The following is a 26,745-nucleotide window of genomic DNA, read 5'->3' as shown; positions in this document are numbered from 1 at the left end:
GACGACCTCAGAGGTCCAACACGAGCCGCGCCGGATCCTCCAGCGCCTCCTTCACCCGCACCAGGAAGGTCACGGCCTCCTTACCGTCGACGATGCGATGATCGTACGACAGCGCGAGGTACATCATCGGCCGGGCCTCGATCTTGCCGGCCCGGACCACCGGGCGCTCCTCGATGCGGTGCATGCCGAGGATGCCCGATTGCGGCGCGTTGAGGATCGGCGTCGACATCAGCGAGCCGTAGATGCCGCCGTTGGTGATCGTGAAGGTGCCGCCCTGCATCTCCTCGATGGAGAGCTTGCCGTCGCGGGCCTTCTTGCCGAAGCCCGCGATCTTCTTCTCGATGCCGGCGATCGACAGGTCGTCGGCGTCGCGCACCACCGGCACGACGAGCCCCTTATCGGTCCCGACCGCGATGCCGATGTGGTAGTAGTTCTTGTAGACGAGGTCCTGCCCGTCGATCTCGGCGTTGACCGCCGGCACGTCCTTGAGGGCGCCGATCACCGCCTTGGTGAAGAAGCCCATGAAGCCGAGCTTCGTGCCGTGCTTCTTCTCGAAGATATCCTTGTACTGGCTGCGCATCGCCATCACGGCCGACATGTCGACGTCGTTGAACGTCGTCAGCATCGCCGCCGTGTCCTGCGCGTCCTTGAGGCGGCGCGCGATGGTCTGGCGCAGCTTCGTCATCCGCACGCGTTCCTCGCGCGCGGCGTCGTCCGGCGCCGAGGGCGCGCGCGGCAGGGTCGGTCGGGCCTCCTTGGCGGGCGCGGCCGACGGACCCTTGGCGATGGCGCCGAGCATGTCGCCCTTGGTGACGCGGCCGTCCTTGCCGGAGCCACTGACCGCCGACGGGTCGACGCCGGATTCCCGGGCGAGCTTCGCCACTGCCGGGCCGTTGTCGCCCACCGGGCGCTGCTGGGCTGCCGCCGGAGCGGCGGCGTCGCCGTGGTTGCCGTAGCCGGCAGAGGATTCCTGGGCGGGCGCTTCGGCCTTCGCGGGGGCGGCGGCCTTCGGGGCCTCGCTCCGGCTCTCGGCTTTGATCTCGGCGGCCTCCTTCGGAGCCTCCTTGGGGGCGGCCTTCTTGCCGCTGCCGGCCGCGCCGGCCTCGACGATCGAGCCGAGCAGGGCGCCGGGCTCCACGGTCTCCCCATCCTTGACCAGGATCTCGCCGAGCTCGCCGGCCGCCGGGGCGTTGACCTCCAGGGTGACCTTGTCGGTCTCGAGCTCGACGATCGGCTCGTCGGCCGCGACCGTGTCGCCGGGCTTCTTGAACCAGCGGCCGATCGTGGCCTCGCTCACGGATTCGCCGAGGGTCGGGACGAGGATGTCGGTTGCCATGCTCTCTTCTGCCCCGCGGGGGGCCTCCTCTGGATGTCGGGCCGCGACGTCAGCGCCGCAGGATCAGGGATGGAACGGGCGAGACGGTGTACCGGAAGCCTGCCTGCGCCATCAGGACGGGATCTGCTTCGCCGAGCGCCTCGGCCTGGGCCGCGTCGTCGGCCTCGACCAGGGTCAGGCCCCAGGTGCCGCCGGACTCGAAGACGGGTCCGACCGCGATGGCGGCCCCTGCGGCCGCCTGCTCCATCCAGTAGCCGGAATGAGCCGAGAACAGCGCCTTCTCGGCCTCCGTCGCGTCGAACGGGAAGCTCGGGCGGGGCGGTTCCAGACGGAGCAGGAAATAAGCCATGGCCGGATGATCAGACCGCCAGGGCCTCGTTGAGGAAGGCCTGGAGCTGCGCTTGGTGCTTCGACATCTGACCGACCGCCGTGGAGGCGGAAGCCGGACGGCCGACGTACCGGGCGCGCTTCACCGCGGAGCCGGCCTGGCCGAGCACCCACTCGAGGTAGGGCTCGACGAAGGACCAGGCGCCCATGTTCTTGGGCTCCTCCTGGCACCAGATCACGTCGGCGTTGCGGAAGCGGGCCATCTCGTTGGCCAGAGCCTTGAGCGGGAACGGGTAGAGCTGCTCGACGCGCATCAGGTAGATGTCGTTGAGCCCGCGCTTCTCCCGCTCCTCCAGTAGGTCGTAATAGACCTTGCCGGAACACAGGACGACGCGGCGGATCTTGTCGTCGCGCACGAGCTTGTTCGGCGCGCCCTCCTCCTCGGCGTCGTCCCAGAGGACGCGGTGGAAGGTCGAGCCCTCGGCCAGCGCGTCGAGGCTGGAGACGGCGCGCTTGTGGCGCAGCAGCGACTTCGGCGTCATCAGCACCAGCGGCTTGCGGAAGTCGCGCTTCAGCTGCCGGCGCAGGATGTGGAAGTAGTTCGCCGGCGTCGTGACGTTGGCGACCTGCATGTTGTCCTCGGCGCAGGCCTGGAGGTAGCGCTCCAGCCGGGCGGAGGAGTGCTCCGGCCCCTGCCCCTCGTAGCCGTGCGGCAGCAGCAGCACGAGGCCGGACATGCGCAGCCACTTGCGCTCGCCGGACGCGATGAACTGGTCGATCACCACCTGGGCGCCGTTGGCGAAATCGCCGAACTGCGCCTCCCAGAGGACCAGGGCGTTCGGCTCGGCCAGGGAGTAGCCGTACTCGAAGCCGAGCACCGCCTCCTCGGAGAGCATCGAGTTGATGATCTCGATGGAGGCCTGGCCCTCGCGGATGGCGTTGAGCGGCGTGTAGCGCTGCTCGTTCTCCTGATCGATCACCACCGCGTGGCGCTGCGAGAAGGTGCCGCGCTCGACATCCTGGCCGGAGAGCCGGACCCGGTTGCCGTCGAGCAGGGTCGCCCCGAAGGCCAGGGCCTCGGCTGTCGCCCAGTCGATGCCGACACCCGTCTCCACCGCCTTGGCGCGGTTGTCCATGAACCGCTGGATCGTGCGGTGCAGGTGGAAGCCGGGCGGCGCCTGGGTGATCTTGCGCCCGATCTCCTGCAGGGTCTCGGCCGGCACGGCGGTGCGGCCCCGGCGCGGATCGTCCACGTCCTCGTGGACCGCCTTCACGCCGGACCAGCGGCCGTCGAGCCAGTCGGCCTTGTTGGCCTTGTAGGTGTTGGCGACGTCGAGCTCGGTGTCGAGCATCCCGCGGAACTCGGCCTTTCGGGCGTCGAGCGCCTCCTGGGTCACGGAGCTGTTCTCGACGAGCTTGCGGCCGTAATTCTCCAGCACCGAGGGATGCTTGCGGATCCGCTGGTACATCTTCGGCTGGGTGAAGGCCGGCTCATCGCCCTCGTTGTGGCCGAAGCGGCGGTAGCAGAGCATGTCGATCACGACCGGCTTGCCGAACTTCTGCCGGTACTCGACCGCCACCTTGGCCGCGAAGGTGACGGCTTCCGGATCGTCGCCGTTGCAGTGGAAGATCGGCGCCTCGACCATCTTGGCGACGTCGGACGGGTAGGGCGAGGAGCGCGAGAAGCGCGGATCGGTGGTGAAGCCGATCTGGTTGTTGATGATGAAGTGGATCGAGCCGCCGGTGCGGTGGCCCTTCAGGCCCGACAGGCCGAAGCACTCGGCCACCACGCCCTGGCCCGCGAAGGCGGCGTCGCCGTGGATCAGCAGCGGCAGCACCGTGCGGCGCTCGATGTTGGGTTTGGCCCACTGGTCCTGCTTGGCGCGGACCTTCCCGAGCACCACCGGATCGACGATCTCGAGATGCGAGGGGTTGGCGGTGAGCGACAGGTGGACGTTGTTGCCGTCGAAGGCGCGGTCCGAGGACGCGCCCAGATGGTACTTCACGTCGCCCGAGCCCTCGACCTCGGCCGGGGAAGCCGAGCCGCCCTTGAACTCGTGGAACACCGCCCGGAAGGGCTTGGCCATCACGTTGGTGAGCACATTGAGCCGGCCGCGATGGGCCATGCCCAGCACGATCTCGCGGACGCCGAGCGCGCCGCCGCGCTTGATGATCTGCTCCAGCGCCGGGATCATCGACTCGCCGCCATCGAGGCCGAAGCGCTTCGTGCCGGTGTACTTCAGATCCAGAAACTTCTCGAAGCCCTCGGCCTCGATCAGCTTGTTGAGGATCGCGCGGCGGCCCTCGGGCGTGAACGAGATCTCCTTGTCCTTGCCCTCGATGCGCTCCTGGATCCACGCCTTCTCGGCGGGGTCGGAGATGTGCATGAACTCGACGCCGAGCGTCTGGCAGTAGGTCCGCTCCAGGATGTCGACGATCTCGCGGATCGTGCCGAACTGGAGGCCCAGCACGTTGTCGAGGAAGATCGGGCGGTCCCAATCGGATTCCTCGGTGAAGCCGTAATGCTGCGGGTGCAGCTCCTCGTGGTCACCGCGGGGGGCGAGCCCGAGCGGGTCGAGCTTGGCGTGCAGGTGGCCGCGCATGCGGTAGGAGCGGATCAGCATGATCGCCCGCACCGAATCCTTCGTCGCCTGCTCCACAGACACGCCGGTGGTTGCGGTGACGCTGTCCTGCGGCTTGCCGGGCTTCGCGTCCTTGGCGTCCTTGCCGTCCCGGGCGACGATGCGGTCGCCGACCGCCTTCTCCAGGGCACCCCAGTTGCCGTCGAGCGCCGAGACCAGCTCGCCGTTCAGCGGCACCGGCCAGTTGGGCTTCTCCCAGGAGGCGCCGGCGGCGTTCTTCTCGACCAGGGTCTCGTCCTCGCCGAGCCCCTTGAAGAAGGTCTGCCACTCCGGATCCACCGAGGACGGGTTGCGGGCGTAGGCCGCCTGCAATTCCTCGATGTAGGCGGCGTTCGCGCCGTAGAGGAACGAGGTTTCGAGGAGCGCTTCGTTCACGTCCTGGCGTGCCATGGTGCGTCCATCCTGTCGCGCGGGCAGGCTCCCCTGCCCTTCGGGCTCCCCGTCAGCGCGGCGGATCGCCCTCAAACCGAAACGGGGCGGGTGACCGCCCCGCTGAAATCGTCTGCACGCCCGATATGGGCGTTGCGGCCCTGCGATGGCCGCAACGCAGGCGCGCTTGCCCTCAGCCCTTCAGGACCTCGACGAGCGTCGAGCCCAGCCGGGCCGGCGACGGCGACACGCGGATGCCCGCGGCCTCCATGGCGGCGATCTTGTCCTCGGCGCCGCCCTTGCCGCCCGAGATGATCGCGCCGGCATGACCCATGCGGCGGCCCGGAGGCGCCGTGCGGCCGGCGATGAAGCCGACCATCGGCTTCTTGCGCCCGCGCTTGGCCTCGTCCTTCAGGAACTGCGCAGCCTCCTCCTCGGCCGAGCCGCCGATCTCGCCGATCATCACGATCGACTCGGTCTTCGGGTCGGCCAGGAACAGCTCCAGCACGTCGATGAACTCGGTGCCCTTCACCGGGTCGCCGCCGATGCCCACCGCGGTGGTCTGGCCGAGGCCGGCATTGGAGGTCTGGAACACCGCCTCGTAGGTCAGCGTGCCGGAACGCGAGACGATACCGACCGAGCCTTGCCGGAAGATGTTGGCCGGCATGATGCCGATCTTCGATTCGCCCGCCGTGACGATGCCCGGGCAGTTCGGCCCGACCAGACGCGACTTCGAGCCGGTGAGCGCCCGCTTCACCTTGACCATGTCGAGCACCGGAATGCCCTCGGTGATGCAGACGATCAGCGGGATCTCGGCGGCGATCGCCTCGCAGATCGCGTCGGCGGCGCCGGGCGGGGGCACGTAGACCACCGAGGCATCGGCGCCCGTGGCCTCGCGGGCCTCGGCCACCGTGTCGAACACCGGCAGGCCGAGATGCGTCGAGCCGCCCTTACCGGGGCTCGTGCCGCCGACCATCTTGGTGCCGTAGGCGATGGCCTGCTCGGAGTGGAAGGTCCCGTTCTTGCCGGTGAAACCCTGGCAGATGACCTTGGTGTTGGCGTCGATCATCACCGACATGATCAGGCTCCCTTCACGGCGGCGACGATCTTCTGGGCGGCGTCGTCGAGGTCGTCCGCCGGGATCACGTTGAGACCGGAATTCCGGATGATCGCCTTCCCCTCCTCGACGTTCGTGCCCTCGAGGCGCACAACCAGCGGCACCTGCAGGCCCACCGCCTTCACGGCCGCGATGACGCCGTTGGCGATCACGTCGCACTTCATGATCCCGCCGAAGATGTTGACGAGGATCCCCTTCACGTTCGGATCGGCGGTGATGATCTTGAACGCCGCCGTGACCTTCTCCTCCGAGGCGCCGCCGCCGACATCGAGGAAGTTCGCCGGCTCCTCGCCGTAGAGCTTGATGATGTCGAGGGTCGCCATGGCGAGGCCGGCGCCGTTGACCATGCAGCCGATCGTGCCGTCGAGCGCGATGTAGGCGAGGTCGTACTTGGACGCCTCGATCTCCTTGGCGTCCTCCTCGGTCTCGTCGCGGAGCGCCACGATGTCCGGGTGCCGGTAGAGGGCGTTCGAATCGAAGGCCATCTTGGCGTCGAGGCACTTGAGATGCCCGTCCGCGGTGAGCACCAGCGGGTTGATCTCGAGGAGGCTCATGTCCTTGGCGACGAAGGCCGCGTAGAGCTTCTCGGTGAGCGCGCCGGCTTCCTTGGCCTGGGCGCCGGACAGCCCGAGCGCCTTGGCGACGGCGCGGCCGTGATGGGGCATGACGCCCGTGGCCGGATCGACCGCGATCGTGTGGATCTTCTCGGGCGTGTCGTGGGCCACCGCCTCGATGTCCATCCCGCCCTCGGTGGAGACCACGAAGGCGACGCCGCCCGTGGCGCGGTCCACCAGCATCGAGAGGTAGAATTCCTCGGCGATCTGCGCGCCTTCCTCGATGTAAAGGCGGTTGACCTGCTTGCCGGCCGGGCCGGTCTGGATCGTCACCAGCGTCTGGCCGAGCATCTCGCCCGCATACTGCTTCACCTCGTCGATCGACTTGGTGACGCGCACGCCGCCCTTAGCGCCCTCGGGTGCACCCTTGAAGGTGCCCTTGCCGCGGCCGCCCGCGTGGATCTGGCTCTTCACGACCCAGACCGGGCCGCCGAGCTCCTTGGCGGCGGCCTCAGCCTCCGACGGGTTGAAGATGGCCACGCCGCGGGAGACGGGCAGGCCGAACTCCTTCAGCACGGCCTTGGCCTGGTATTCGTGGATGTTCATCGGAGCCTCGTAGGGAGGAGCGAATAGGTGGCAACGAACAGCGCGGAGCGACTGGGATTCGAATCCCCGAACGCTTCGCGCGGCCCGGTATCCGCTTACCGGTCAGGCGAGGTTGCTGTCGACGCCCTTGCAGGCCTCGATCAGGCCCGCCACCGAGGCGACCGACTTGTCGAACATCGTCTTCTCGGCCGCGTCGAAGGTCACCTCGAGCACGCGCTCCACGCCGTTCGCGCCGATCACGATCGGCACGCCGATGAACATGCCGGAGACGCCGTACTGGCCGTCGAGATAGGCGGCGCAGGGCAGGACCCGCTTCTTGTCGCGCAGATAGCTCTCGGCCATGGCGATGGCGGAGGCGGCGGGCGCGTAGAAGGCCGAGCCGGTCTTAAGCAGGTTGACGATCTCGCCGCCGCCCTTGCGGGTGCGCTCGACCATGGCGTCGAGCTTCTCCTGGGTGGTCCAGCCGAGCTTGACGAGGTCGGTCAGCGGCACGCCCGCCACCGTCGAGTAGCGGGTCAGCGGCACCATGTCGTCGCCGTGGCCGCCGAGGACGAAGGCGGTGACGTCCTCCACCGAGACCTTGAACTCCTCGGCCAGGAAGTGGCGGAAGCGGGCCGAGTCGAGAACGCCGGCCATGCCGACGATCTTGTTGGTGGGCAGACCGGAGAACTTCTGGAGCGCCCAGACCATCGCGTCGAGCGGGTTGGTGATGCAGATCACGAAGGCGTCCGGCGCGTGGGTCTTAATGCCCTCGCCCACCGCCTGCATCACCTTGAGATTGATGCCGATCAGGTCGTCGCGGCTCATGCCGGGCTTGCGCGGCACGCCCGCGGTGACGATCACGACGTCGGCCCCCTTGATGGCGGCGTAGTCGCTCGCGCCCGCGTAGGTCGCGTCGAAGCCCTCCACCGGGGCGGCCTCGGCGATGTCGAGCGCCTTGCCCTGCGGCACGCCGTCGACGATGTCGAACAGCACCACGTCCCCGAGATCCTTGAGGCCAGCGAGAAGTGCCAGGGTGCCGCCGATCTGGCCGGCACCGATGAGCGCGATCTTGTTGCGAGCCATGTCGGATTTGTCTCCGCTGCGTTCGACTTCGGTGATGCGGTGCGCGAGGCCGGCCGTGCTCGGCCGCCAGGGTCCGAGACCGGATTCGTCACTCTGAAATCTGCGCGGCTGTGTGGCCGAAAAGCACCGTGGCTTCAACCCGATGCAGGGTGCGCGGCCGGCGCGTCCGAGGCGTCCGGCGGCCTCTCAACGAGGCGAGGGGTGTGCCGAAACGTCAACGTCGCGAAGGTTTTAGGTGCAGTGCACCCGGCTCCGCCGGCGCTCCGAAGTCTCGATGACAGATTTTGAAACCTGTCATTTCGGTCGGGGGCGGCGCTCGGATCGGCCCGCAGCGCGGAAACGACAAGGGCCCGGACAGGGAAGTCCGGGCCCGGCGAGCGGCGTTCGCGAAAGCGGTGGATCAGAGGATGCCGGAGCGGAGCACCCGCTGGATCGCGTGGATGACGGCTCCGAAACGGGCCTCGATCAGGTCGCGGGGCACTTCGGCATCGTGCTGGATCGCCAGGGGATGCGTGAAGCGGTAGCTCGCGTCGAAGATGTAGGCGATCGCCCGCTCCCGATCGCGAGCCGAGAAGATCCCGGACGTGATCCCCTCTTCGACCACCCGCTCCACGAGACTGCGCAGGCGGACGCGATGCCGCCGGGCGATCGGCCGGGCCGACACGGTGGCGTCGAGATGGACCGCGAACAGGTTCGGTTCGTCGAACAGGGCGTCCCGCTGGACCGTCGCGAGGGCTGTCAGCAGGCGCTCGATCTTGTCGTCGGCGGGATCGGGCGCGTCGGCGATGCCGGCGAGCCGGGCTTCGACCTCGCGCAGCCAGCGCCCCGCCACCGCGTCGAGGAGCGCGTCCTTCGACGGGAAGTAACGGTACACGTTGGCGTGCGTCATGCCGGCCTCGGCGGCAACGGCCACGACCGTCACGCGCTTGGGGCCGAGCCGCGACAGATGCTCGGTGGCGATGCCGAGCAGCCGGACGTCGGCCGCAACCGGCGCCCGCGGGCGCGCAGGACTGGCCGCGTCACCATTTTCGCGGAGTGCGTCGGCGACGGAAATCTTGGGCTTGGCGCTGAGCGCCTCCTCCTTGGACCCGTCGGACTCTGGCTTGAGGAAAGGCAGCGGCAGGCGGGAAGTGGACAGGTGGTAGGGCGAGACGGACCCCCATCATACCGGCTGAAGCGTCCCGGCGCTTCGCGTTGACGTTACGGCTTCCCCCCGGGAGCCCGGTTACCTGAGCGGATTAGGACCGCTTAAACATCCCTATGTGTCAGTTTGCCTTGAGAAGGCAACAAATTTTTCTCGTTATCACCTGCGTTAAAAGCGGTTCTTCCACGCTCGCAAGGCGACGAACACCGCCTCGGGATCGCTTTCCGGCGGTAGGTCGACGGACCGGGCCAGGGCCGGCTGTCCGCTGCGCAGGAACGGGTTGGTCGCCCGTTCCGCGCCCATGGTCGAGGGGATCAGGAAGCGGCCTTCCGCCTTGGCGCGCTCGGCCTCGGCGAAGCGCGCCTTCAGGTCCGGATTGTCCGGATCGGCAGCCAGGGCGAAGCGTGCGTTGGAGAGTACGTAGTCGTGGCCGCTGAACACCTGCGTCGCGTCGGGCAGATCGTCGAAGCGCCGCAGGGAGCGGTACAGGGTCTCGGGCGGGCTCTCCATCACCCGCCCGCAGCCGAGGGTGAACAGGGTGTCCCCGGCGCAGACGAGGCCGGCCTGGGCGAACCAATAGGTCACGTGGTCGGCGCAGTGGCCCGGCGTCTCCCAGACCTGGGCTTCCAGGCGGCCGATCGCGACGGTGTCGCCCTCTCGCACCGTCACGTCCACCTGAGGGACCGCGTCCCCGGCCTTGGCGGGGGCGACCACCCGGGCCCCGGTCGCCTGCTTCACCGCCGGGATGCCCTCGACATGGTCGCCGTGCCGGTGCGTGACGAGGATGTCGGTCAAGCGCCAGCCGGTCTCGTCGAGGGCCTTCAGGACCGGCCCGGCCTCCGGGACGTCGATCGCCGCGCAGGCGCCGGTCGCCGGATCGCGGATGAGCACGCCGATATTGTCGCTGCGGCAGAGGAAGGTGCGAATCTCGGTCTCGGCGGCCATCGGACGGGGTCTCCCAGGAACGCGAAGGGGCGCGAAATCTGTTGCCGTGAACAGGTGATGGTCCCGCCGGGTTCCTCGGACGCTTGCCGCGCGGCGCGCGGCTCACCATTGAGTACAACGACCGTTCCGATCGCGATCTTCTGTTCCCATGCGTCTCGACGTCAACGGCTTGCGGGCCTTCTACGCCAGCCCTCTGGGCCGCACGACGCATCGTGTGGTCGGCCGCGCGCTCCACGATTTCCTCGGCTCGGTCTCGGGGCTGCGCGTCCTCGGGATCGGCTACGCGACGCCCTATCTCGGGCCGGTCCACTATATCGCCGAGCGCACGCTCGCCTTCATGCCGGCCACGCAGGGCGTGGTGAACTGGCCGAGCACCGGGCGTTCCTGCGCGGCTTTGGCCGATCCCACCATGATGCCGCTGCCCGAGGCCGCCATCGACCGGGTCATCCTGGTCCACGCCCTCGAATCGGTGGAGAGCCCGACAGAGCTGCTGCAGGAGGTCTGGCGGACCCTCACCCCGGGCGGCCGCATGATCCTGGTGGTGCCCAACCGCCGGGGCGTCTGGGCGCGCCGGGAGGCGACGCCCTTCGGTCACGGCCAGCCCTACAGCCGCTCGCAGCTCGGACGGCTGATGCGGGATACGCTGTTCTCGCCGGTGAGCTGGGCCGAGACCCTGTACATGCCGCCGGCACGCTCGCGCCTGATGCTGCGCACCGGACCCGCCTGGGAGTGGCTCGGCACCAGCCTGTCCCTGCCCTTCGCGGGCCTGCACGTGGTCGACGCGACGAAGCAGCTGTACCGGCCCGTCGCCGTGCAGCAGGTGCGGCGCGCCCGCCGTCTCGCGCCGGCCCGTGTGCTGGTGCCGGCCCCCTCCCCGGGCTGATCCGGATGCGCGATCCCCATCCACGGCGGTCGATGGTCCAGGACAGCGTGCGATCCGGTTGGACCTGATGAGCCTCGACCTCACCACCCAGCAGTTCCTGCTCGCCCTGTCGGCCCTGTTCTCGATCGTGAACCCGATCGGGGGTGCGTTCATCTTCGCGCAGGTGACGAGCGCCTTCAGCCACGCCGAGCGCGTTCTGCTGTCGCGGCGGATCGGCGGTTACGCCGCCCTGGTGATGCTCGGCGCCCTCTGGGCGGGTACGCCGATCCTCAATTTCTTCGGCGTCACGCTGGGGGCGCTGCGCATCGCCGGCGGACTCGTGGTCATGTCGTCGGCCTGGACGCAGCTAAACCGGCCGGAGGCGCGGGAGGCGCGCAAGCAGGCCGAGGCCTCGGGCTCGGCGGGCCGCGGCGCGGTCTCGACAGAGCCGCAGGGCGATCCGGCACCGGGCCCCCTCTCCGACATCGCCTTCTTCCCCCTGACGCTGCCGTTCACCACGGGACCGGGGACGATCGCGGTTGCCATCACCCTGGGGGCGAACCGGCCGACGGCCTATGCGGAGCGGTTCAGCTTCTACATCGGCGTCACGCTGGCAGCCCTCGCGGTCGCCGCCACGGTCGCCGTGCTCTACGCCTCCGCCGACCGGGTGGTGGCGTTCATAGGCCCGGCCCGCGCCCGGGTGATGGGCCGCCTCTTCGCCTTCCTGCTGCTGTGCGTCGGCACGCAGATCCTGGTGAACGGCCTCCTGGACGTGTTCGCCCCCCTCGCTGCGGCCCGCTGACGTCCGCGCGCGCACCCGTCATTCGCGAAGTGCTGAGGGCCGCCCCGGATCGGATCGTTTCGACGGGCCTTTCCCGTCACATGCCGGATATGCGGAGGGGTCCTCTATCCGTCCGGACGAATCTGCCAAATTGACGATTAGGTCTGCCGTATATCGATAAATGTAAAATAATAACTCATATAATCGACGATTATTGCGTTGTAATAAAGTATAAATCTTTTTTAATGATCGCACGTTAGACGGAGATTTGAGAGGAAAACTGATAAGACATGGCTTGCATCGTTTCCTGTGGCGCGCCAGATCTTTCCAGAACTCGGCTGCGGCGAAGCGAAAGCTTCCGGGTCCAACCGTCGAAGAAAGAGATCCAGGAACGGAGTGCCTACCGTGGCGACGGACGCCAATCCGAGACGCCTATCGCCGGGGGGACGCGAAGGGACGGCGCACGCGACCGCGCTCGGCCCAGGCCAGCGTCACCGGTGGGTCTCTCCGCCCCGTCGGCACCGGCATGATCGGATCCTTCCCTCACGAAGGCCCGAGAGCCCTTTGCGCGATCGCGCCGTCGGGAGCCCGCACCGCGTCCCCGGAGCGCCCGTGCGGGCTGGTCCCGTGACCCCCGAATGCCCGCAGGCCCGGTGCCGCGCGTGCCGAGGCCGTCCTGCATGAATCAGCAAGGAGACAGCGCATGACCGACACGTCCCAGAGTAAAGTTCCGGCCTGGTACAGCCCGGACGAGATCCAGGACATCCAGCGCGATCTTCTGGGCTCTGCCGCGAAGGTTCTCGTCCTCTGCCTCGGCGGCAAGGGCGGCGTCGGCAAGACCACCATCGCCCTTCAGGTGGCCGATCTCTGTGCGGAGGCGGGTCCGGTGCTGGCGATCGACACCGATCCGGCCAACCGGCATTTCCACACCGCGCTCATGCAGGAGACCAATCCCGGCAGCGACAATTTCGTGGCGCGCAGGTCCGGAATCACCGGCTTCCGGCAGCGCCTGCGTGCCGAAGACAGCACGGGGCGCGTCGACCCGACCCTGTGCCAAGACCTGATCGAACGGGTCATCGAGACCCCCGAACGCTTCATCGTGGTCGACTTCCCGGCCGGCGATACCGAGACGACGCGCCGCTGTGCCGAGATCATCGTGGAGAGCTGCCGGGAGGCGAATATCCGCCTCGCTGTGGTCGTCGCGGCCGGCGCGGTCGATCCCACCGCCCTGGAGGTCCTCAGGGAACTCCGGCCCATGCTGATCGAGTGCGATCGGGCGATCCTGGCCAAGAACACCGCCCAGGCGACGAATTTCGATTATCTCGAATCGTCCGATCTCGTGCGCTCCCTGCGCAAGCAGTCGAACTTCCGCGTCATCGAGGTGGAGCGGATCGGCGAGCGGCTGATCGAGGCCCTGCGGGTCCAGCACATGACCTGGCAGGCCCTGGCGAACAGCGCGCCGATGCGCCTTCGGGTCGAGGGCCGCCGCCTGCGGCGCAACTTCCACACGGCGTGGCGGGATGCCCTTCGGCCGTGACCAACCTCGAGCGGTTCTACCGGTCGGTCCATGGCCGCGATCTGCAGCCCTGGGAGCGCCAGCTCGCCGTGCGGATCGCGGCCGCCCTCAACACCACGACGGACGACGACTTCGTCGTCCACCTGCTGCTCGTGTACATGTCCACCAACGCCATCACCAACATGTACAACGAGCTGGTGGCGGCGCGGAATCGTCTGGCCGAAGACAACCAGGATCTGATCCGGGCGCTGACGGGCGACCTGCGCCGCAACAGATTGATGAGCTACGTGCTGCTCGGTGTGGCAGCCCTCGGCGTCCTCGTGAGCGCCGGGATCCTCGGCACCGTCCTCAGCCTGTCGCACGGGTCCGCGGCCAGCGCGACGCGGATCGCCGCCGCGCTGGAGGCCTGCGGGCAGCGCGGCGCCGCCGACACACCGCGCGGGTTCGGGATCGGCCGCTGATCCAGACGCATCCGGATTCCACTGCGGCGCCCGGTGCTGCGCCGGCAGCCAGGATTGCGTAAGCCTATTCGAGCCGGACAGACACGCTGTCGCTGGCGCCGGTCGCATCCAGGACCGAGATCCGGGCGAAGCCTGCGCCCCCCGGCACCCATTCTGCCCGCCGTCGCGGCGTCTGAATGACCGGCTGACCATCGACCAGCCAGGTGAGCGGTGGCACCCCGCCCAGGGCCTTCAAGGCGAGGCCCGGACCGCCATCCGCCGCGCCGTGGGCGTCCGCGCCGAGGCCGAGATCGATCCGCGCCCCGTCCGGCGGATACGCGATCCGCAGCGCCGGGCCCGCCGTCTCGGCCGCCTCGCGGCGCAGGTGCTGCAGCGGCGGCGGCAGGCGCCCCGTCCCCACGACCAGCGCATCCCGCGGCTGCGGGACCGGCTCGGGCTCGATCCCGAGGCGCGCGAAGGCGTCGAACAGGAGCGGCGCCGCGACCGTCCGGCCCACGAGCCCCGGCACCGCGGCGCCGTCCGGCCGACCGGCCCAGACGACGACCGTGACGTGACGGTCGAAGCCCGCCGCCCAGGCGTCGCGGTACCCGTAGGAGGTGCCGGTCTTGTAGGCGATGCGATTGGGCAGGGCGTTCTCCGGCGGCGGTGTCCCGCGCAGGATGTCGGCGACGTACCAGGCGGCCACGGGCTCCGCGACGCGGTGCCGGGATTCGGCCGCGACCCCGTCGGCGCGGCGCAGCAGGTCTGGAACCGCGCCGCCGCGGGCGAGCCCGGCATAAAGACGGGCGAGATCGGTGAGCGTGATGCCGAGCCCGCCCAGCGCGACCGGCAACCCCGGCGCGGCCTCTCGGGGGAGCTGGATCCCGGCCCCGGCGGCGCGCAGCCGGGCGATGAAGCGGGCGGGCCCCACCGCGTCCATCAATTCGACCGCCGGCACGTTGAGCGAGAGCTGCAGGGCCCGGCGGGCCGTCACCGTGCCCTGGAAGGTCAGGTCGAAATTCTCCGGGGCGTAGCTTGCCGAGAAGCGGGCGGGCCGGTCTTCCAGCAGCGTCTCGGGATGCGCGAGGCCGTCCGCGAAGGCCATGGCGTAGACGAACGGCTTCAGCGCCGAGCCGGGAGAGCGCACCGCCAGGGTCATATCGATGGCGCCGCGCCGGGACGGGTCGAGGTAGCCGGCGCTGCCCACCTGGGCGAGCACCCGCCCGTCACGATTGTCGAGGACGAGGATCGCGGCCGAGAGGTCCGGCCCGGCGGCGGCTGCGCGCTCGGCCGCCAGCGCTTCCAGTCTCTCCTGCAGGCGGCCGTCGATGGCAAGGCGGATCGTTGCAGCCTCCGGGTCGGCCGCGACCGCCTCCTCGGCGGCATGCGCCGCGAGCATCGGGAACGGCCGGCGCGCCGTCGGCACCGGCTCGGCCCGGGCGGCCTCGGCCTCGGCCGCGGTGAGGATGCCGCGGGCCTGCGCGACGGCCAGGACCCGATCGCGGGCGGCGCGGGCGCGCTCCGCGAACCGGTCCGGGCGGCGGGTCTCGGGCGATTGCGGCAGGGCGACGAGGAGAGCCGCCTGCGCCGCGGTCAACCGCACCGGCTCCCGCCCGAAATACGCGATGCTCGCCGCCCGGACGCCCTCCAGCGGACCGCCATAGGGGGCCAGCGCCAGATAGAGATCGAGGAGCCCGGACTTCCCGAGACGTCGCTCCAGCGCGACCGCGCGCACCATCTGGCGGAGCTTGGCCGCGAGGGAACGCTCCCGCCGCGGCTCGACCAGGCGGGCCACCTGCATCGACAGGGTCGAGGCACCCGAGACGATGTGGCCCCGGACAAGCCACTGGAGGGCGGCGCGCAACACCGCGGCCGGATCGATGCCGGGATGATCGGCGAAGCGGCGGTCTTCGAAGGCGAGCAGCATGGCCCGATAGCGTGGATCGACCGTCTCCGCGGTGACCGGCAGGCGCCAGCGCCCGTCCGCCGTCGCGAAAGGGCGCAGCAGCGTGCCGGCCCGGTCCAGCACCACCGTCGAGCGCGCCTCTGCGGGGCTGAGGTCGAGGGGGGGAAGCGCGTCGGCGAAACGCCAGAGCGCGCCGACGCCGGCCACAAGGAGGCTCAGACCGAGCGCGGCGGCTCCGAAAGCCAGCCGCGAACCGATGCGCCGCGCCCGCGGGGGCGCCGGCCTGCTCGGATCGGACCCGTCGTGCGGCACGCATCCCCCCGGTTCCGGCTCCGACGGCGCAGGATTTACCGTTCCGGCGCGGCCGACAAGTCCCCCGGCGATCCCGGGCGCCGACCGCGCGCGACCGTCCGGTCCGGGTGAGGCCCGACCCTACGCCGTGCCGACCACGCGCAGGTCTTCGAGGACGGGGCGATCCGGACGGTTCATCCGGACCGGGAAGGGCACGACGTTGGAGGGCATCGGGGCCGCCACCGGCTCGGAGGGCGGCGGCGCCGCCTTGCCGGGCTTCGTCCAGCGCCCGATCCGCTTGAAATAGGTCCGCCTCGCCAGCCAAGCGGGAATAGGCCTGCCCTTCTGCATGATCTGCCCCTCGTCGAACCGACCCGCGTCCCCCTCAGACACGCAACCCGTACGCGCCGAGCGTCTCGAATCGCGGCTGTATGCGCGATACCATCGGATCCCGGGGCACCCCGCATCCCCCGTTTGGGTGACGCGGGGCGTGAGGGCCTCCGGTCAGGCGGCCGCCGTCTCTTTCGCGCGCTCCAGGGCCAGCTTGGTGACGGCCACTTGGTCGATCTTGCCGGTGCCGAGCATCGGGATCGCCTCCAGCACCACGACCTCGGCCGGGATCGCCACGTCCGAGGCGCCACGGCTCTTGGCGAAGCTCTGATAGGCCGCCCGGGTGGCGCCCGTCTCCTGCGTGAACAGGACCAGCCGCTCGCCCTTGCGCGGGTCCGGCAGCGCCGCCACGGCGCTCGGACGATCGGGCCAGAGTTCGGCGGCCAACGCCTCGACGCCGGCGAGCGAGACCATCTCCCCCGCGACCTTGGCGAAGCGCTTCGCCCGGCCCTTGATCGTCACGAAGCCCATCGAGTCGATCGCTACGATGTCACCGGTGTCGTGCCAGCCCCCCGGCGGCGGCTCCAGGACGCCCGGCTTCTCGGCGCGCAGATAGCCCAGCATGATGTTGGGGCCGCGTAGCGACAGGCGGCCGCCCTCGTCGATCCCCGGCACCGGGTCCAGGCGGGTCTCGATACCGGGCAGGATCCGCCCGACCGTGCCGAAGCGGTTGAACATCGGCGTGTTGAGCGCCACGACCGGTCCGCATTCGGTGACGCCGTAGCCCTCCAGGATGCGCAGCCCGAACTTCTCCGCATAGGTCCTCCGGGTCGTCTCCTTCACGGCCTCGGCGCCGGCGACGACGTAGCGCAGCGAGCGCAGGTCGTAGGAATGGGCGGCCCGGGCATAGCCCGTGAGGAACGTGTCGGTCCCGAACAGAACGGTGCTGTTCGAGCCGTAGATCAGCTCCGGGACGATCCGGTAGTGCAGCGGCGACGGGTAGAGGTAGACCGGCACGCCCGAGACCAAGGGCAGGATCAGCCCGGCCGTCAGGCCGAAGGCGTGGAACACGGGCAGGACGTTGAACACCTTGTCCATCGGCCCGAAATCGATCCGGGCCGCCACCTGCGCCACGTTGGCGAGCATGCAGCGGTTGGCGAGCACCACACCCTTCGGCGTGCCCTCGCTGCCCGAGGTGAACAGCACCGCTCCCGGATCCTCGCCGCGGCGGGCCACGAGGGGGCGCCGGGGCGCGAGAAAGCCCCGGATCTTGTCCCCGGTGGTGATGCCGGCCCGCACGTCCTCCAGGTAGACGAGCTCCACCGAGTCGCGGATCGCCTCCACGAGCGGTCCGAGCCGCCCCTTCTCGATGAAGGCCCGGGAGGTGAGGATCCGGCTCACCTCGGCCGCCCGGCAGGCGGAGAGGACGTTGGCGGGGCCGGCCGAGAAATTGATCATCGCCGGGACCCGGCCCGCGGAAGCCAGCGCGAAGAGCGTCACGGCGGCGCCGTTGGCGTTCGGCAGCATGACGCCGATCCGCCCGCCGAGGGGCGCGAGGGGCATCAGCTTGCGGCCGAGGATGTTGGCGCCCATCACGAGCCGGCCGTAACTGAGCTTTCCGCCGACCGGGTCCTCCAGGGCGTTGCGGCGCCAGCCGTGAAGCTCGCCCGCTTCGATCAAAGCCGCCATCAATCCGCGGTCGATGTCGGTGGTGCGGAAGACGAGGTCCGACATGATGCCGTAGAGGGCCGCACCGGCCGCCTGCCGCCGCGCCTTGCCCTTGAGGGCCGGGTCCACCGTCAGGCGCACCGGCGGCATCACCGTCACGACGACTTTGGGCCACCAGCGGCGGCTGACCTGCCGGCGGGAGAGGCGCGAGAAGGCGGTGCGCTCCAGCCCGTCGATCTTCACGGGCACCACCATCGCGTCGGACTTGTCGGCGATGAGCCCGGCGCCGTCATAGACCTTCATCAGGCTGCCGGTGACGGTGAGCCGACCCTCGGGGAAGATGATCAGGGTCTCGCCGCCCTTGACCGCATTGATCAGCGTCCGGGTGGCCAGCGGCCGGGTCGGGTCCAGGGGCATCGCCTTGGTGACGCGCAGGAACGGCCGCACCCACCAGCGCTGCGCGATCCCGCTGTCGATGGCGAAGACCGGCTCCTGCTCGAGGAGCGACAGGGCCAGCGGCGCGTCGAGAAACGAGACGTGGTTGAGCGCCACGATGGCGTTCGGCCCGGCCGCCGCGAGGTTGTCGAAGCCCCGGACTTCCAGGCGATAGAAGGCCCGGAACAGGATCGACAGGGCGTCGCGGAACGGGCTGGTCGGCAGGGTCGCGAACACGATCGCGCCGACGAGGACGTTCAGCACCGCCACCACGGCGAGAAGGCTCGCGATCGACAGGCCCGCGCCCTGCAGACCCGCGAGCGCCAGGGTGCCGGCCACCATGAAGGCCGCCGTCATGACGTTGACCGCGCCGATGATTCGCGCCCGCATCGCCTTCTCGGCCCAGGCCTGCACGGCCGCGAAGGACGGGACGATGTAGAGGCCGCCCGAGACCGCGAGTCCGAGGAAGTCGATCCCGGCGCGCAGGCCGTGGCCGGTCTGCAGGAACGCGAGGGGCCCGATCGGCTCCGCGGGGGGCGCCGGGAGATGGCCGACCGTCCAGGCGAGATCGAGGCCGAACAGCCCCATCAGAACCGCGCCCACCGGCGTCGGCAGCAGCACGATCCGGCCGCTGGCGAGCCACGAGGCGAGGCCGGAGCCCAATGCGATGCCGATGGAGAAGAGCGCCAGGAGCAGCGTGATCACCGTCTCGGTGCCGTTGAAGGCGCCGCGGACCAGGACGGGCAGCAGCGACAGCACCACCACGCCGACGAGCCAGAACCAGCTCACGGTGAGCGAGCCGCGCCACAGGCGCGTGTCGGCCCAGAGGTCGCGCAGCAGCGCGTAGGTGGAGCGGGCGACGTTCGGGTCGACGCGCAGGTCCGGTGCCCCCTCCCCGGTCGCCGGGATCATCCGGGCCGAGAGCCAGCACAGGACGGCGAAGCCCATCACCAGGGCCCCGAACACGATTCCGGACCCGCCCATCGCCGAGGCCGCGCCCGCCGCGATCGTCCCCAGCAGAATCGCCAGGAAGGTCGCCGCCTCCACCAGGGCGTTGCCGGCGGGCAGCTCCTCGCGCCGGAGATGGTCCGGAAGGATCCCGTACTTGATCGGGCCGAACAGGGCCGCGATCGTTCCGAACAGGCCGAGCGCGACGAACAGGATCGGCACGGAATGCAGCAGGAAGCCGAGCACGGCGGCGCCGGCCGCGAAGATCTCGGCGAACTTGAGCCGCCGGGCCATCAGGGCCTTGTCGTACCGGTCGGCCCATTGGCCGCCGAGTCCTGACAGGATGAAAAACGGCCCGATGAAGACGGCGCTCGCCAGGGTCACCAGGACGCCGGCATGGGCATCCGCCTGGCCGCCGATGCCGAACAGGATCAGGAAGGCCAGCGCGTTCTTGAGAAAATTGTCGTTGAACGCCGAGAAGAACTGGCACCAGAACAGCGGCGCGAACCGCCGCGCAGTCATCAGGGTACGGAACATGGCATTCTCTCGGTTCCGACCCTGACTGGCCTACGAGAGACGGTCAGGTCAAATCGGACCGATGCGAACGCACAGGGATCACGGCCGTCGCGGTGTCGGACCGTGTGAACCGGCACCGCCCGTGGCGGATCGGCCGGCAGGCCGCGTCAGGTCTTCGGGGCCAGGCGCTCCTTCCGCCCGACGTGCCGGGCGATGAGGGCGTGCAGCGAGGCGCCGAGGTCGTAGGACCAGTACATGTGGGCCGCGAGCGTCGTGATCACGAAGAGCGCGGCCCCGGCCGCACAGGCCGGCAGCAGCAGCAGGAACGTCAGCACCATCCCGACGGCGGTCCGCTCGGCCAGAGAGGCCTGCGGCCAGGGATCGATCGGCAGGGAGAAGCGTCGTCCGGTGCGCATGGCTGCGACCCTCGATGGTTCGGCATGACGCGGTACAGGCAGTCAACAGCTGTGGCTGTCGGACGTTGCGTCGCCGGAACGGAATTCGGCCGCCCCGTGACGATGCGGCCCGGTCCGACGACGCAACCGAGGGCGCCGATCCGTGTTGCCGGTTCGATCAGTCGACGGTGAGGTGGGTATGGCACGGGTTGCGGTCGTCACTGGGGGCACGGCCGGGATCGGGCTCGCCACGGCCCATGAATTCGCTGCGCGCGGCTGGTCGGTGGCGGTGATCGCACGGGATCCGGGTCGTCTCGCCGCGGTGGAGCGGGCGCTGGCCGCCTACGGCCAGCCGGTCCTGGCGATCGGGGCCGACGTGGCCGATTCGCAGGCCGTGGACGAGGCCGCGGAACGGGTGGAGCGCGAACTCGGCCCGATCCGCGCCTGGGTCAATAACGCCATGTCGACCGTGGTGAGCCCGGCCGATCGGATCACGCCGGACGAATACCGGCGGGTCACCGAGACGACCTATCTCAGCCAGGTCTACGGGACGCTCGCCGCCCTGCGCTTCATGAAGCGGCGCGATCGCGGCGCGATCATCCAGGTCTCGTCCGGTCTGGCGATCCGGGCGGCGCCGCTGCAGGCGCCCTATTGCGCGGCGAAGTTCGCGGTCTCGGGCTTCACCGACGCCCTGCGCTGCGAGCTGCTGCACGACCGGGTCAATGTCAGCCTCAGCGTGATCTACCTGCCGGCGGTCAACACGCCCCAGTTCAACTGGGCGCGCAACCGCACCGGGCACCGCCAATTCGCGCCGGATCCGGTCTTCGACCCGCGGCTCTGCGCCGAGGCGATCCTGTACGCGGTCGAGCATCCGCGCCGGGAGGTCTGGGTCGGGCGCTCGTCGATGGTGATGGCCGCAGCGCAGGCGCTGGCGCCGGCGCTCGCCGACCGCAAGGCTGCATCCATGTGGTCGGCGCAGCTCTCCGACGAGACCATCCCCGCCATGGCGGGCAACCTCTACGAGCCCGTGCCCGGTTCCGTCGGGATCGACGGCCGATTCTCCGACAGGACCAAGGCGAGCCGGACCGAGTTCGCCACGAGCCGCACCCGCGATCTCCTGGTCGCCGGCCTCGCCGGGCTGGCGCTCGTCGGGCTCGCCGGCACCGTCCATGCCGCCCGTTCGGCGCGCCGGCTGCCTCAGAGGACCTGACGGCTGCGTCCGAGCGCGCCGCCTGTTACACGATCCGCCTCGAGGAAGGTCCACCACGATGCCCGGCTACCTGCCCTTCGCGGGCGCCCTGAAGCTGCCCGCCTATACCTGCGACAATTGCGGCTTCTGGCAGCGGCACTTCGAGACGCCGGCCGCCTGCCCGATGTGCCTCGACGCCCGCCACGTGGTGCCGCAGGATGGCTGGCGCTTCCGCACCGCCCGCGAGGCGCAGGAGGCCTTCCCCTGTCACTGGCAGGAGCTGGAGTCGGGCGTCTGGCGCTTCTGGAACGAGCCGGTCTCCGGCATCGGGCCCTCCGCCTACCTGATCCAGACCGAGCACGGGAATATGGGCTTCGAGGGCTGCCCGGTCTTCAGCGAGGCCGCCCTCGACCAGATCGCCCGGCTCGGCGGCATGGCGGTCCTCTCGGCCTCGCACCCGCATTCCTACGGGGCGCTGCCGCAGCTCCAGGACCGGTTCGACCCGGAGCTATGCCTGCCGGCGGCCGACTTCACCTGGAGCGCCGCGCTTCAGGTGAGCTGGCCCTACGACGATTTCCTCGAGCCCCTGCCCGGCCTGGAACTGCACCGGACCGCCGGCCATTTCGACGGCCACGCGGTCCTGTACGACCGGTCGCGGAAGATCTGCTTCTGCGGCGACGCGCTGAAATTCGAACTCGACCCAGACGATTTTCGCCGCGCCACGACGATCTCGGCCCACAAGGCCTTCGTCCGCGGGGTACCGCTCACGCCGAGCGAATTGCGCCGGTACCGCGACGTGTTCGAGCGCCTCGACTTCGTCCAGACCTGGACGCCGTTCGAGCCCGCGCGCAATTGCGGGCGGCCCGAGGTCCTGGCCTTGCTCGACCAGCTGATGAGCGGCCGGTCTCACGCGGCTCCGGTGCCGCTCGACGGGCTCCGGCCTCAGGGCCGGTAGAGCGGATCGTTCTCCAGGCGGATCGGCTGGCCGTGGGGCGTGGCCTCCGCGGCCCGCAGGAAGGCCGCGGTCCGCGCCGCGACGGTCTCGGGTCCGGCCACGCCGCGCTCGGCCAGGAGCGCCTCCAGCGTCGCGAGCCACGCGCCGTAATCGGCCGCCTGCTCCGGCGCGCCCGCCGGGCGGATCTCCCGCCCGAGGCGCGCGGCCCATTCCGACCACGTGAACACTCCGGCTTCCCGCAGGGCGACCACCAGGGCGAAGACCTGCGCCTCCCAGGGCGCCGCGAAGGCGTTCGGCGACGGATCGGTCACGCGGGCTCCAGATAGGGTTCGAAGGCCGCCACCGTGACGATGCCGCCCGGATCGCCGCTCTCGCCCCACAACTCCTGCGCGGTGAAGGCCACCGTGTAGAGCCATGTCGGGTTCTCGCCCGCCCCGTAGGCGTTGGTGTCGGGGAAGACGAAGACACCGTCGACGCGCACGATCCGGCCGTGCCTGCCCCGGACGTAGCGCGGCAGCCGCGTATGGCCGGTTGGGTGATCATTGCGCGCCCGGATCACGTCGCCCACCGCGAAGCGGGCCGCGGCAGCGGCGGTGCGGCTGCTCGGGAAGCCGGCCCGGAAGCGCTCTTCCAGTCCCTCGCGGTGCAGGACGCGCGCGACAGGCTCGGCCGGGGCCGCGGACTTGCCGGCCTCGATCTCCGCCTGCGTCGCCAATCCGGTGGCGGCGACCTGCTTCTCCAGGGCCTTCAGCCAGATCTCGTAGTAGCTCGCCGCAAGGTACTCCGCGGGCGGCAAGGATTCCCGATTGGCGCGGCTGCCGTCGAGGTTCCACGCACCCGTGTAGCCCATGGCCATCGCCATCGCGAAGACGCGGCGCTCCCAAGGGGCGTGGAAGACCGGCTCGTCCGGCTCCGGCGTCACCGGCCCGAAGCCGTGGCAGCCGCCGAGATCCTGGGCGCCGTTCATATCGGCATCTCCACGGGCGAGGCCGGTATGCCCTTGGGCAGGCCCGTGCCGATCATGGAATCGCGGGTCACGAGGGCGGCCAGCGACTCCTCGGAAAAGCCCTCCGTCTCGGCAGGCCGCATGGGCAGGACCATGTAGCGGGTCTCGGCCGTCGAGTCCCAGACGGTGATGCGGGTGGTTTCCGGCAGCGTCACCCCGAACTCGGCGAGAACGCCGCGCGGGTCGATCACCGCCCGGGCCCGATAGGGCGGCGCCTTGTACCAGACCGGGGGCAGGCCGAGCACCGGCCACGGGTAGCAGGAGCACAGGGTGCAGACGACGAGGTTGTGCGTCTCCGGCGTGTTCTCGACCACCACCATGTGTTCGCCGCCGCGGCCGCCGATCCCCAGTTCGGCGATGGCCGGCGTGGCGTCGGCCAGGAGCCGCGCCCGGTATGCGGGATCGGTCCAGGCCCGTGCCACGACCCGGGCGCCCGCATGTGGGCCGACCTTGGTCTCGTAGAGTTCGACCAGGGCATCGAGGGCCGCCGGGTCGACATAGCCTTTCTCGGTGAGCAGGGATTCGAGGGCGCGCACCCGGGCCTCCACCGGCGACAAGGCGCTGCCATGGTGATGATCGTGCTGATGATCGTGGTGATCATGCTCATGATCGGCGTGATCGTGGCTCATCCCGCTCTCCTGGCTGCGCGCAGTGTGCATCCCCCGAGGGGGCGGCGCCAGTCCGGCTGCGCGGATCCGATTCGTCCGTCTTGCCGGGCGCTCTGCCTAAATTCCCTGTCACGTTCGGGAGCGTTTGGCATAGGTTCAGAATTTTACCGCTACCGACGTTAGAGCGATTCCAGTAAATCGGTGTTGGAGGCGGAAAGATTCATGACTGATGCTGCTGCGGACCTGCCCGACGCCGTCGTACGTGCCCGGGATGACAGCTACGCCGCAGCCATCGGCCAGCACCTCGTCCTGCCGATCCGCGAGTATTTTCGGGTCGTCGAGCAGGAGCCGCTGCCGGCGCAGCTCGCCGCCTTGGTTACCCGGTTCGAGGTAGCGATCAAGGCGCATGGCGACACGGTGCCCTTCGACTTCCGCGGCGACATCATCAAGGCCTTGCCGGCTCTGCGCACCTTCGCGCTGTCGCTCGTCGGCGATGTGAGCCGCGCCGACGATCTGGTGCAGGAGACCTTCGTGAAGGCCTGGGCGAACCAGCAGAAGTTCCGGCCGGGCACGAACTTCACCGCTTGGCTGTTCACCATCCTGCGCAACCAGTTCTACACGGACCTGCGCAAGACGCGGCGGGAGGTGGAGGATGTGGACGGGACGCATGCGGGTCAGATGAGCAGCCCCTCGGACCAAGAGGATGCCAGCACCCTCAAGGTCGTCTGGGAGCGTCTCGGCGACCTGCCCTCGGCGCAGCGGCAGGCGCTGCTGCTGGTGGGGGCGGAGGGCCACACCTACGAGGAAGCCGCCCTGAAGCTCGGTTGTCAGGTCGGGACCGTCAAGAGCCGGGTGAGCCGGGCCCGGTCGTCGCTGCTCGATACCCTCGGCGTCGTGGTCTCGGGCCAGGCACCGGCTGTCTGAGCCGGCGGCTCGGCGGCATGCCGGTCCGGCTGATTGGTCTTCGGCGCTAAGGCGATCGTAAGCCGTGGCCGCGTAGGCTCCTGGCGATCTCCGCGACGGGCCGCGCGCATGGACGCTTCGTCTCAAGACGGCGCAAGCGCCGCGCACCGGGGTCTGGCGCACCCGGTGGTCATCGCCTTCGGTCTTTGCCTCCTCGGACTCGCTTGCTCCTGGGCCATCTGGCGGCTCGGTCTCGTCACCGAGGATTCCGCCTGGATGAGCGCGTTCCTCTGTGCCGTCGTCTTTCTCAGCTTTCTGTCGGTCTGGTTCAGGGCGCTGATCTTGAACCTGAAGGCGTTCTGGGCGCTCGTCGTCTGGATTTGGACTCTCTTCGCTCGCTGATGCCCGGTGCAGGGCGGCGCGGCGGACGTGTTCCTTTCGCCGCGCCGTCCTGTGAGCCGGTGATGGAGCCGGCGGCACGCGTCCGAACGCCCCTCACATCGGCGGCCGGCGCAGGTGCCAGTCGGTCGCCCGCTGATAGGCCTGTCCGATCCGCAAAGCCGTTGCCTCTTCGTATCCCCGGCAGACGATCTGCAGCGAGAGCGGCAGGCCGGAGCCGGTGAAGCCGTTCGGCAGAGCCAGGGCACAGAGGTCGAGCAGGTTGCCGAAGCGGGTGAAGCGCGACGGCAGGTGCGCCTCGTCGACGGCGGCGAGGGCCACGGCTGCGCTCTCGGTGGTCGGCGTCAGCAGGGCGTCGATCCCCTCGAGGGCGGCAGCGTATTGCTCTTTCATCGCGGCCCGCCGGTGAAGCGTGCCGAGGTACGCCTGGGCCGAGACCGTCGCGCCGGCCAGGATCCGCCCCCGCACGGCGTCGCCGAGTTGCGCGGACGGGTCCTCCGCCAGGCTCCCATTGACGAAGTACGCCTCCGCGTTGGTGATCTCGGTCAGCGCCATGCAGTCGCTGAACCGGAACGGCAGAGCGACATCCACGATCTCCGCCCCCTGCCCGGCCAGGAGGTCCAGGGCCGCGTCGTAGGCGGCCAGCATGTCGGGGGCGACCCCGTCCCGTTCCGAGGCCGGCATCCGGCCGAGGCGCAGACCGCGGACGCCGCGGTTGAGCGTGGACCAGGGGGCGTCCGGCTGGATCCCGCGGGTGGTCGGATCGCGGGGATCGGGGCCGGAGATCGCCTCGTAGAGAAGCGCGGCATCCTCCACGGTGCGGGCCAGCGGTCCGGGCGTATCGAGGGTCATAGACAGCGGCACGATCCCCCAGGTCGAGACGCGCCCGACCGTCACCTTGAGCCCCGTCAGCCCGCAGAAGGCGGCCGGCAGGCGCACCGATCCGCCGGTGTCGGTGCCGATGCCCCAGGGGGCCATCCGGGCCGCCACCGAAACGCCGGTGCCGCTGCTCGAGCCGCCGGGGGTGCGCGGCGTCTCGGTGTCCCAGGGATTCCACGGTGTGCCGAGATGCTGGTTCGTGCCCCAGCCGCCATAGGCGAACTCCACCGTGTGGGTCTTGCCGAGCACGATCATGCCCTGGCCGATGAGGCGCTTGGCGATCGTCGCGGTGCGCTCCGCCCGCCGGGCCCGGTGGGCGGCCGAGCCGCCCATGGTAATCCGGCCCTCCAGGTCGATCAGGTCCTTGAGCACGACGGGGACGCCATGGAGCGGCCCCACGGCATGGCCCGACCGGATCGCCCGGTCGGCGCCCTCGGCGGCGAGGCGGGCATCGGCGGCGAAGACCTCCGTGAAGGCCTGGAGCTTGGGCTCCAGCCGGTCGATCCGTCCGAGAAGGGCATCGACGGCCTCGACCGGCGAGAGCGTCCGCCCTTGGATCGCCCGGGCGAGTTCGGCCGCGGAGGCGTGTACGGGATCGATGTCGGACATGGGT

24 protein-coding genes are annotated in these 26,745 nt (G+C 69.9%); 8 read left to right on the top strand and 16 right to left on the bottom strand.

All coding sequences use genetic code 11. The features are described from left to right. Window positions 1-7 precede the first annotated feature (7 nt). The 8 genes from odhB to gloB form a co-directional block, all read right to left on the bottom strand. Window positions 8-1,336, bottom strand: a complete 1,329-nt coding sequence (gene odhB / locus P9K36_RS06080) for a 2-oxoglutarate dehydrogenase complex dihydrolipoyllysine-residue succinyltransferase (RefSeq protein ID WP_043354944.1) — start codon at window positions 1,334-1,336, stop codon at window positions 8-10. Between the two features lie 49 nt (window positions 1,337-1,385). Further along, window positions 1,386-1,685 (bottom strand): YciI family protein, encoded by a 300-nt coding sequence (locus tag P9K36_RS06075; protein ID WP_043756039.1) that lies wholly within the window; start codon window positions 1,683-1,685, stop codon window positions 1,386-1,388. 10 nt (window positions 1,686-1,695) lie between these two features. After that, window positions 1,696-4,695, bottom strand: a complete 3,000-nt coding sequence (locus tag P9K36_RS06070) for a 2-oxoglutarate dehydrogenase E1 component (RefSeq protein ID WP_043388850.1) — start codon at window positions 4,693-4,695, stop codon at window positions 1,696-1,698. 172 nt (window positions 4,696-4,867) lie between these two features. Beyond that, window positions 4,868-5,752: a succinate--CoA ligase subunit alpha gene (gene sucD / locus P9K36_RS06065; protein WP_043354951.1), complete on the bottom strand. Its 885-nt coding sequence runs from the start codon at window positions 5,750-5,752 to the stop codon at window positions 4,868-4,870. 2 nt (window positions 5,753-5,754) lie between these two features. Further along, entirely contained in the window at window positions 5,755-6,951 is a 1,197-nt protein-coding gene (gene sucC / locus P9K36_RS06060; protein WP_043354953.1) for an ADP-forming succinate--CoA ligase subunit beta, read from the bottom strand. Between the two features lie 102 nt (window positions 6,952-7,053). Beyond that, window positions 7,054-8,016 (bottom strand): malate dehydrogenase, encoded by a 963-nt coding sequence (mdh, locus tag P9K36_RS06055; protein WP_043354955.1) that lies wholly within the window; start codon window positions 8,014-8,016, stop codon window positions 7,054-7,056. Window positions 8,017-8,416: 400 nt separating this feature from the next. Beyond that, on the bottom strand, window positions 8,417-9,070 hold the full coding sequence (locus P9K36_RS06050) for a TetR family transcriptional regulator (protein ID WP_335633093.1): 654 nt from the start codon (window positions 9,068-9,070) through the stop codon (window positions 8,417-8,419). 258 nt (window positions 9,071-9,328) lie between these two features. Further along, the gene (gene gloB / locus P9K36_RS06045) at window positions 9,329-10,105 is read right to left on the bottom strand and encodes a hydroxyacylglutathione hydrolase (protein WP_043354964.1); all 777 of its coding nucleotides are present in this window, start codon (window positions 10,103-10,105) and stop codon (window positions 9,329-9,331) included. A gap of 148 nt (window positions 10,106-10,253) precedes the next feature. On the opposite strand from gloB, the gene P9K36_RS06040 reads away from it, so the two are divergent. The 4 genes from P9K36_RS06040 (at window position 10,254) to P9K36_RS06025 (ending at window position 13,725) form a co-directional block, all read left to right on the top strand. Next, a complete protein-coding gene (locus tag P9K36_RS06040; protein ID WP_043354966.1) occupies window positions 10,254-10,988 on the top strand; it encodes a methyltransferase domain-containing protein in 735 nt (244 codons plus the stop codon). Window positions 10,989-11,055: 67 nt separating this feature from the next. Next, the gene (locus tag P9K36_RS06035) at window positions 11,056-11,769 is read left to right on the top strand and encodes a MarC family protein (protein ID WP_043354982.1); all 714 of its coding nucleotides are present in this window, start codon (window positions 11,056-11,058) and stop codon (window positions 11,767-11,769) included. A 682-nt stretch (window positions 11,770-12,451) separates the two neighbouring features. Continuing rightward, complete coding sequence (locus P9K36_RS06030) at window positions 12,452-13,285, top strand: ArsA-related P-loop ATPase (RefSeq protein ID WP_043354968.1); 834 nt, start codon at window positions 12,452-12,454, stop codon at window positions 13,283-13,285. Beyond that, the gene (locus tag P9K36_RS06025) at window positions 13,282-13,725 is read left to right on the top strand and encodes a hypothetical protein (protein WP_043388845.1); all 444 of its coding nucleotides are present in this window, start codon (window positions 13,282-13,284) and stop codon (window positions 13,723-13,725) included. The genes P9K36_RS06030 and P9K36_RS06025 overlap by 4 nt, the downstream gene beginning before the upstream one ends. A gap of 64 nt (window positions 13,726-13,789) precedes the next feature. Here the strand turns inward: P9K36_RS06025 and pbpC are convergent, their stop codons facing one another. The 4 genes from pbpC to P9K36_RS06005 all read right to left on the bottom strand — a co-directional run bounded on the left by pbpC (window position 13,790) and on the right by P9K36_RS06005 (window position 20,214). Then, window positions 13,790-15,817 (bottom strand): penicillin-binding protein 1C, encoded by a 2,028-nt coding sequence (gene pbpC / locus P9K36_RS06020; protein WP_278306666.1) that lies wholly within the window; start codon window positions 15,815-15,817, stop codon window positions 13,790-13,792. Between the two features lie 225 nt (window positions 15,818-16,042). Further along, window positions 16,043-16,294 (bottom strand): hypothetical protein, encoded by a 252-nt coding sequence (locus P9K36_RS06015; protein WP_278306665.1) that lies wholly within the window; start codon window positions 16,292-16,294, stop codon window positions 16,043-16,045. A 111-nt stretch (window positions 16,295-16,405) separates the two neighbouring features. Then, entirely contained in the window at window positions 16,406-19,819 is a 3,414-nt protein-coding gene (locus tag P9K36_RS06010) for an acyl-[ACP]--phospholipid O-acyltransferase (RefSeq protein WP_278306664.1), read from the bottom strand. A gap of 146 nt (window positions 19,820-19,965) precedes the next feature. After that, complete coding sequence (locus P9K36_RS06005; RefSeq protein WP_043354976.1) at window positions 19,966-20,214, bottom strand: hypothetical protein; 249 nt, start codon at window positions 20,212-20,214, stop codon at window positions 19,966-19,968. Between the two features lie 178 nt (window positions 20,215-20,392). Between P9K36_RS06005 and P9K36_RS06000 the strand changes: the two genes are divergently transcribed. Then, window positions 20,393-21,403 carry an SDR family oxidoreductase gene (locus P9K36_RS06000; protein WP_274929063.1) on the top strand — a complete coding sequence of 337 codons (1,011 nt, stop codon included), beginning with the start codon at window positions 20,393-20,395 and terminating at the stop codon, window positions 21,401-21,403. Between the two features lie 58 nt (window positions 21,404-21,461). Continuing rightward, a complete protein-coding gene (locus P9K36_RS05995) occupies window positions 21,462-22,337 on the top strand; it encodes an MBL fold metallo-hydrolase (RefSeq protein ID WP_274929064.1) in 876 nt (291 codons plus the stop codon). Here the strand turns inward: P9K36_RS05995 and P9K36_RS05990 are convergent. Genes P9K36_RS05990 through nthA form a run of 3 tightly spaced genes read right to left on the bottom strand, consistent with a single transcriptional unit; the run spans window position 22,325 to window position 23,972 of the window. Further along, window positions 22,325-22,648, bottom strand: a complete 324-nt coding sequence (locus P9K36_RS05990; protein ID WP_043388833.1) for a nitrile hydratase accessory protein — start codon at window positions 22,646-22,648, stop codon at window positions 22,325-22,327. The two genes, P9K36_RS05995 and P9K36_RS05990, sit on opposite strands and share 13 nt — an antisense overlap. Continuing rightward, the gene (gene nthB, locus P9K36_RS05985) at window positions 22,645-23,304 is read right to left on the bottom strand and encodes a nitrile hydratase subunit beta (protein ID WP_278306663.1); all 660 of its coding nucleotides are present in this window, start codon (window positions 23,302-23,304) and stop codon (window positions 22,645-22,647) included. Before nthB ends, P9K36_RS05990 begins: the two co-directional genes overlap by 4 nt. Beyond that, window positions 23,301-23,972 carry a nitrile hydratase subunit alpha gene (nthA, locus tag P9K36_RS05980; protein ID WP_278306662.1) on the bottom strand — a complete coding sequence of 224 codons (672 nt, stop codon included), beginning with the start codon at window positions 23,970-23,972 and terminating at the stop codon, window positions 23,301-23,303. Before nthA ends, nthB begins: the two co-directional genes overlap by 4 nt. Window positions 23,973-24,173: 201 nt before the next feature. Here nthA and P9K36_RS05975 point away from each other — a divergent pair, with 201 nt between their 5' ends. Together P9K36_RS05975 and P9K36_RS05970 are read left to right on the top strand one after the other, a co-directional pair. Next, complete coding sequence (locus P9K36_RS05975; protein ID WP_043358038.1) at window positions 24,174-24,875, top strand: sigma-70 family RNA polymerase sigma factor; 702 nt, start codon at window positions 24,174-24,176, stop codon at window positions 24,873-24,875. Between the two features lie 255 nt (window positions 24,876-25,130). Further along, window positions 25,131-25,256 (top strand): hypothetical protein, encoded by a 126-nt coding sequence (locus tag P9K36_RS05970; RefSeq protein ID WP_278306661.1) that lies wholly within the window; start codon window positions 25,131-25,133, stop codon window positions 25,254-25,256. 93 nt (window positions 25,257-25,349) lie between these two features. Here P9K36_RS05970 and P9K36_RS05965 read toward each other — a convergent pair whose 3' ends face one another. Further along, window positions 25,350-26,741, bottom strand: coding sequence for an amidase (locus tag P9K36_RS05965; RefSeq protein WP_278306660.1), 1,392 nt, complete (start codon window positions 26,739-26,741; stop codon window positions 25,350-25,352). Window positions 26,742-26,745 lie beyond the last annotated feature (4 nt).

This window comes from Methylobacterium sp. 391_Methyba4 (genome assembly GCF_029691625.1).
Taxonomy (GTDB): Bacteria; Pseudomonadota; Alphaproteobacteria; order Rhizobiales; family Beijerinckiaceae; genus Methylobacterium; species Methylobacterium fujisawaense.
The sequence above is the reverse complement of the archived record's forward strand: the minus strand, read 5'-3'. Positions and strand labels throughout refer to the sequence as shown.

Coding starts and splice junctions, on each gene's coding strand:
- odhB (WP_043354944.1), bottom strand. CDS start 1,336: ATGGCAACCGACATCCTCGTCCCGACCCTCGGCGAATCCGTGAGCGAG.
- P9K36_RS06075 (WP_043756039.1), bottom strand. CDS start 1,685: ATGGCTTATTTCCTGCTCCGTCTGGAACCGCCCCGCCCGAGCTTCCCG.
- P9K36_RS06070 (WP_043388850.1), bottom strand. CDS start 4,695: ATGGCACGCCAGGACGTGAACGAAGCGCTCCTCGAAACCTCGTTCCTC.
- sucD (WP_043354951.1), bottom strand. CDS start 5,752: ATGTCGGTGATGATCGACGCCAACACCAAGGTCATCTGCCAGGGTTTC.
- sucC (WP_043354953.1), bottom strand. CDS start 6,951: ATGAACATCCACGAATACCAGGCCAAGGCCGTGCTGAAGGAGTTCGGC.
- mdh (WP_043354955.1), bottom strand. CDS start 8,016: ATGGCTCGCAACAAGATCGCGCTCATCGGTGCCGGCCAGATCGGCGGC.
- gloB (WP_043354964.1), bottom strand. CDS start 10,105: ATGGCCGCCGAGACCGAGATTCGCACCTTCCTCTGCCGCAGCGACAAT.
- P9K36_RS06040 (WP_043354966.1), top strand. CDS start 10,254: ATGCGTCTCGACGTCAACGGCTTGCGGGCCTTCTACGCCAGCCCTCTG.
- P9K36_RS06035 (WP_043354982.1), top strand. CDS start 11,056: ATGAGCCTCGACCTCACCACCCAGCAGTTCCTGCTCGCCCTGTCGGCC.
- P9K36_RS06030 (WP_043354968.1), top strand. CDS start 12,452: ATGACCGACACGTCCCAGAGTAAAGTTCCGGCCTGGTACAGCCCGGAC.
- P9K36_RS06010 (WP_278306664.1), bottom strand. CDS start 19,819: ATGTTCCGTACCCTGATGACTGCGCGGCGGTTCGCGCCGCTGTTCTGG.
- P9K36_RS06005 (WP_043354976.1), bottom strand. CDS start 20,214: ATGCGCACCGGACGACGCTTCTCCCTGCCGATCGATCCCTGGCCGCAG.
- P9K36_RS06000 (WP_274929063.1), top strand. CDS start 20,393: ATGGCACGGGTTGCGGTCGTCACTGGGGGCACGGCCGGGATCGGGCTC.
- P9K36_RS05995 (WP_274929064.1), top strand. CDS start 21,462: ATGCCCGGCTACCTGCCCTTCGCGGGCGCCCTGAAGCTGCCCGCCTAT.
- nthB (WP_278306663.1), bottom strand. CDS start 23,304: ATGAACGGCGCCCAGGATCTCGGCGGCTGCCACGGCTTCGGGCCGGTG.
- nthA (WP_278306662.1), bottom strand. CDS start 23,972: ATGAGCCACGATCACGCCGATCATGAGCATGATCACCACGATCATCAG.
- P9K36_RS05975 (WP_043358038.1), top strand. CDS start 24,174: ATGACTGATGCTGCTGCGGACCTGCCCGACGCCGTCGTACGTGCCCGG.
- P9K36_RS05970 (WP_278306661.1), top strand. CDS start 25,131: ATGAGCGCGTTCCTCTGTGCCGTCGTCTTTCTCAGCTTTCTGTCGGTC.
- P9K36_RS05965 (WP_278306660.1), bottom strand. CDS start 26,741: ATGTCCGACATCGATCCCGTACACGCCTCCGCGGCCGAACTCGCCCGG.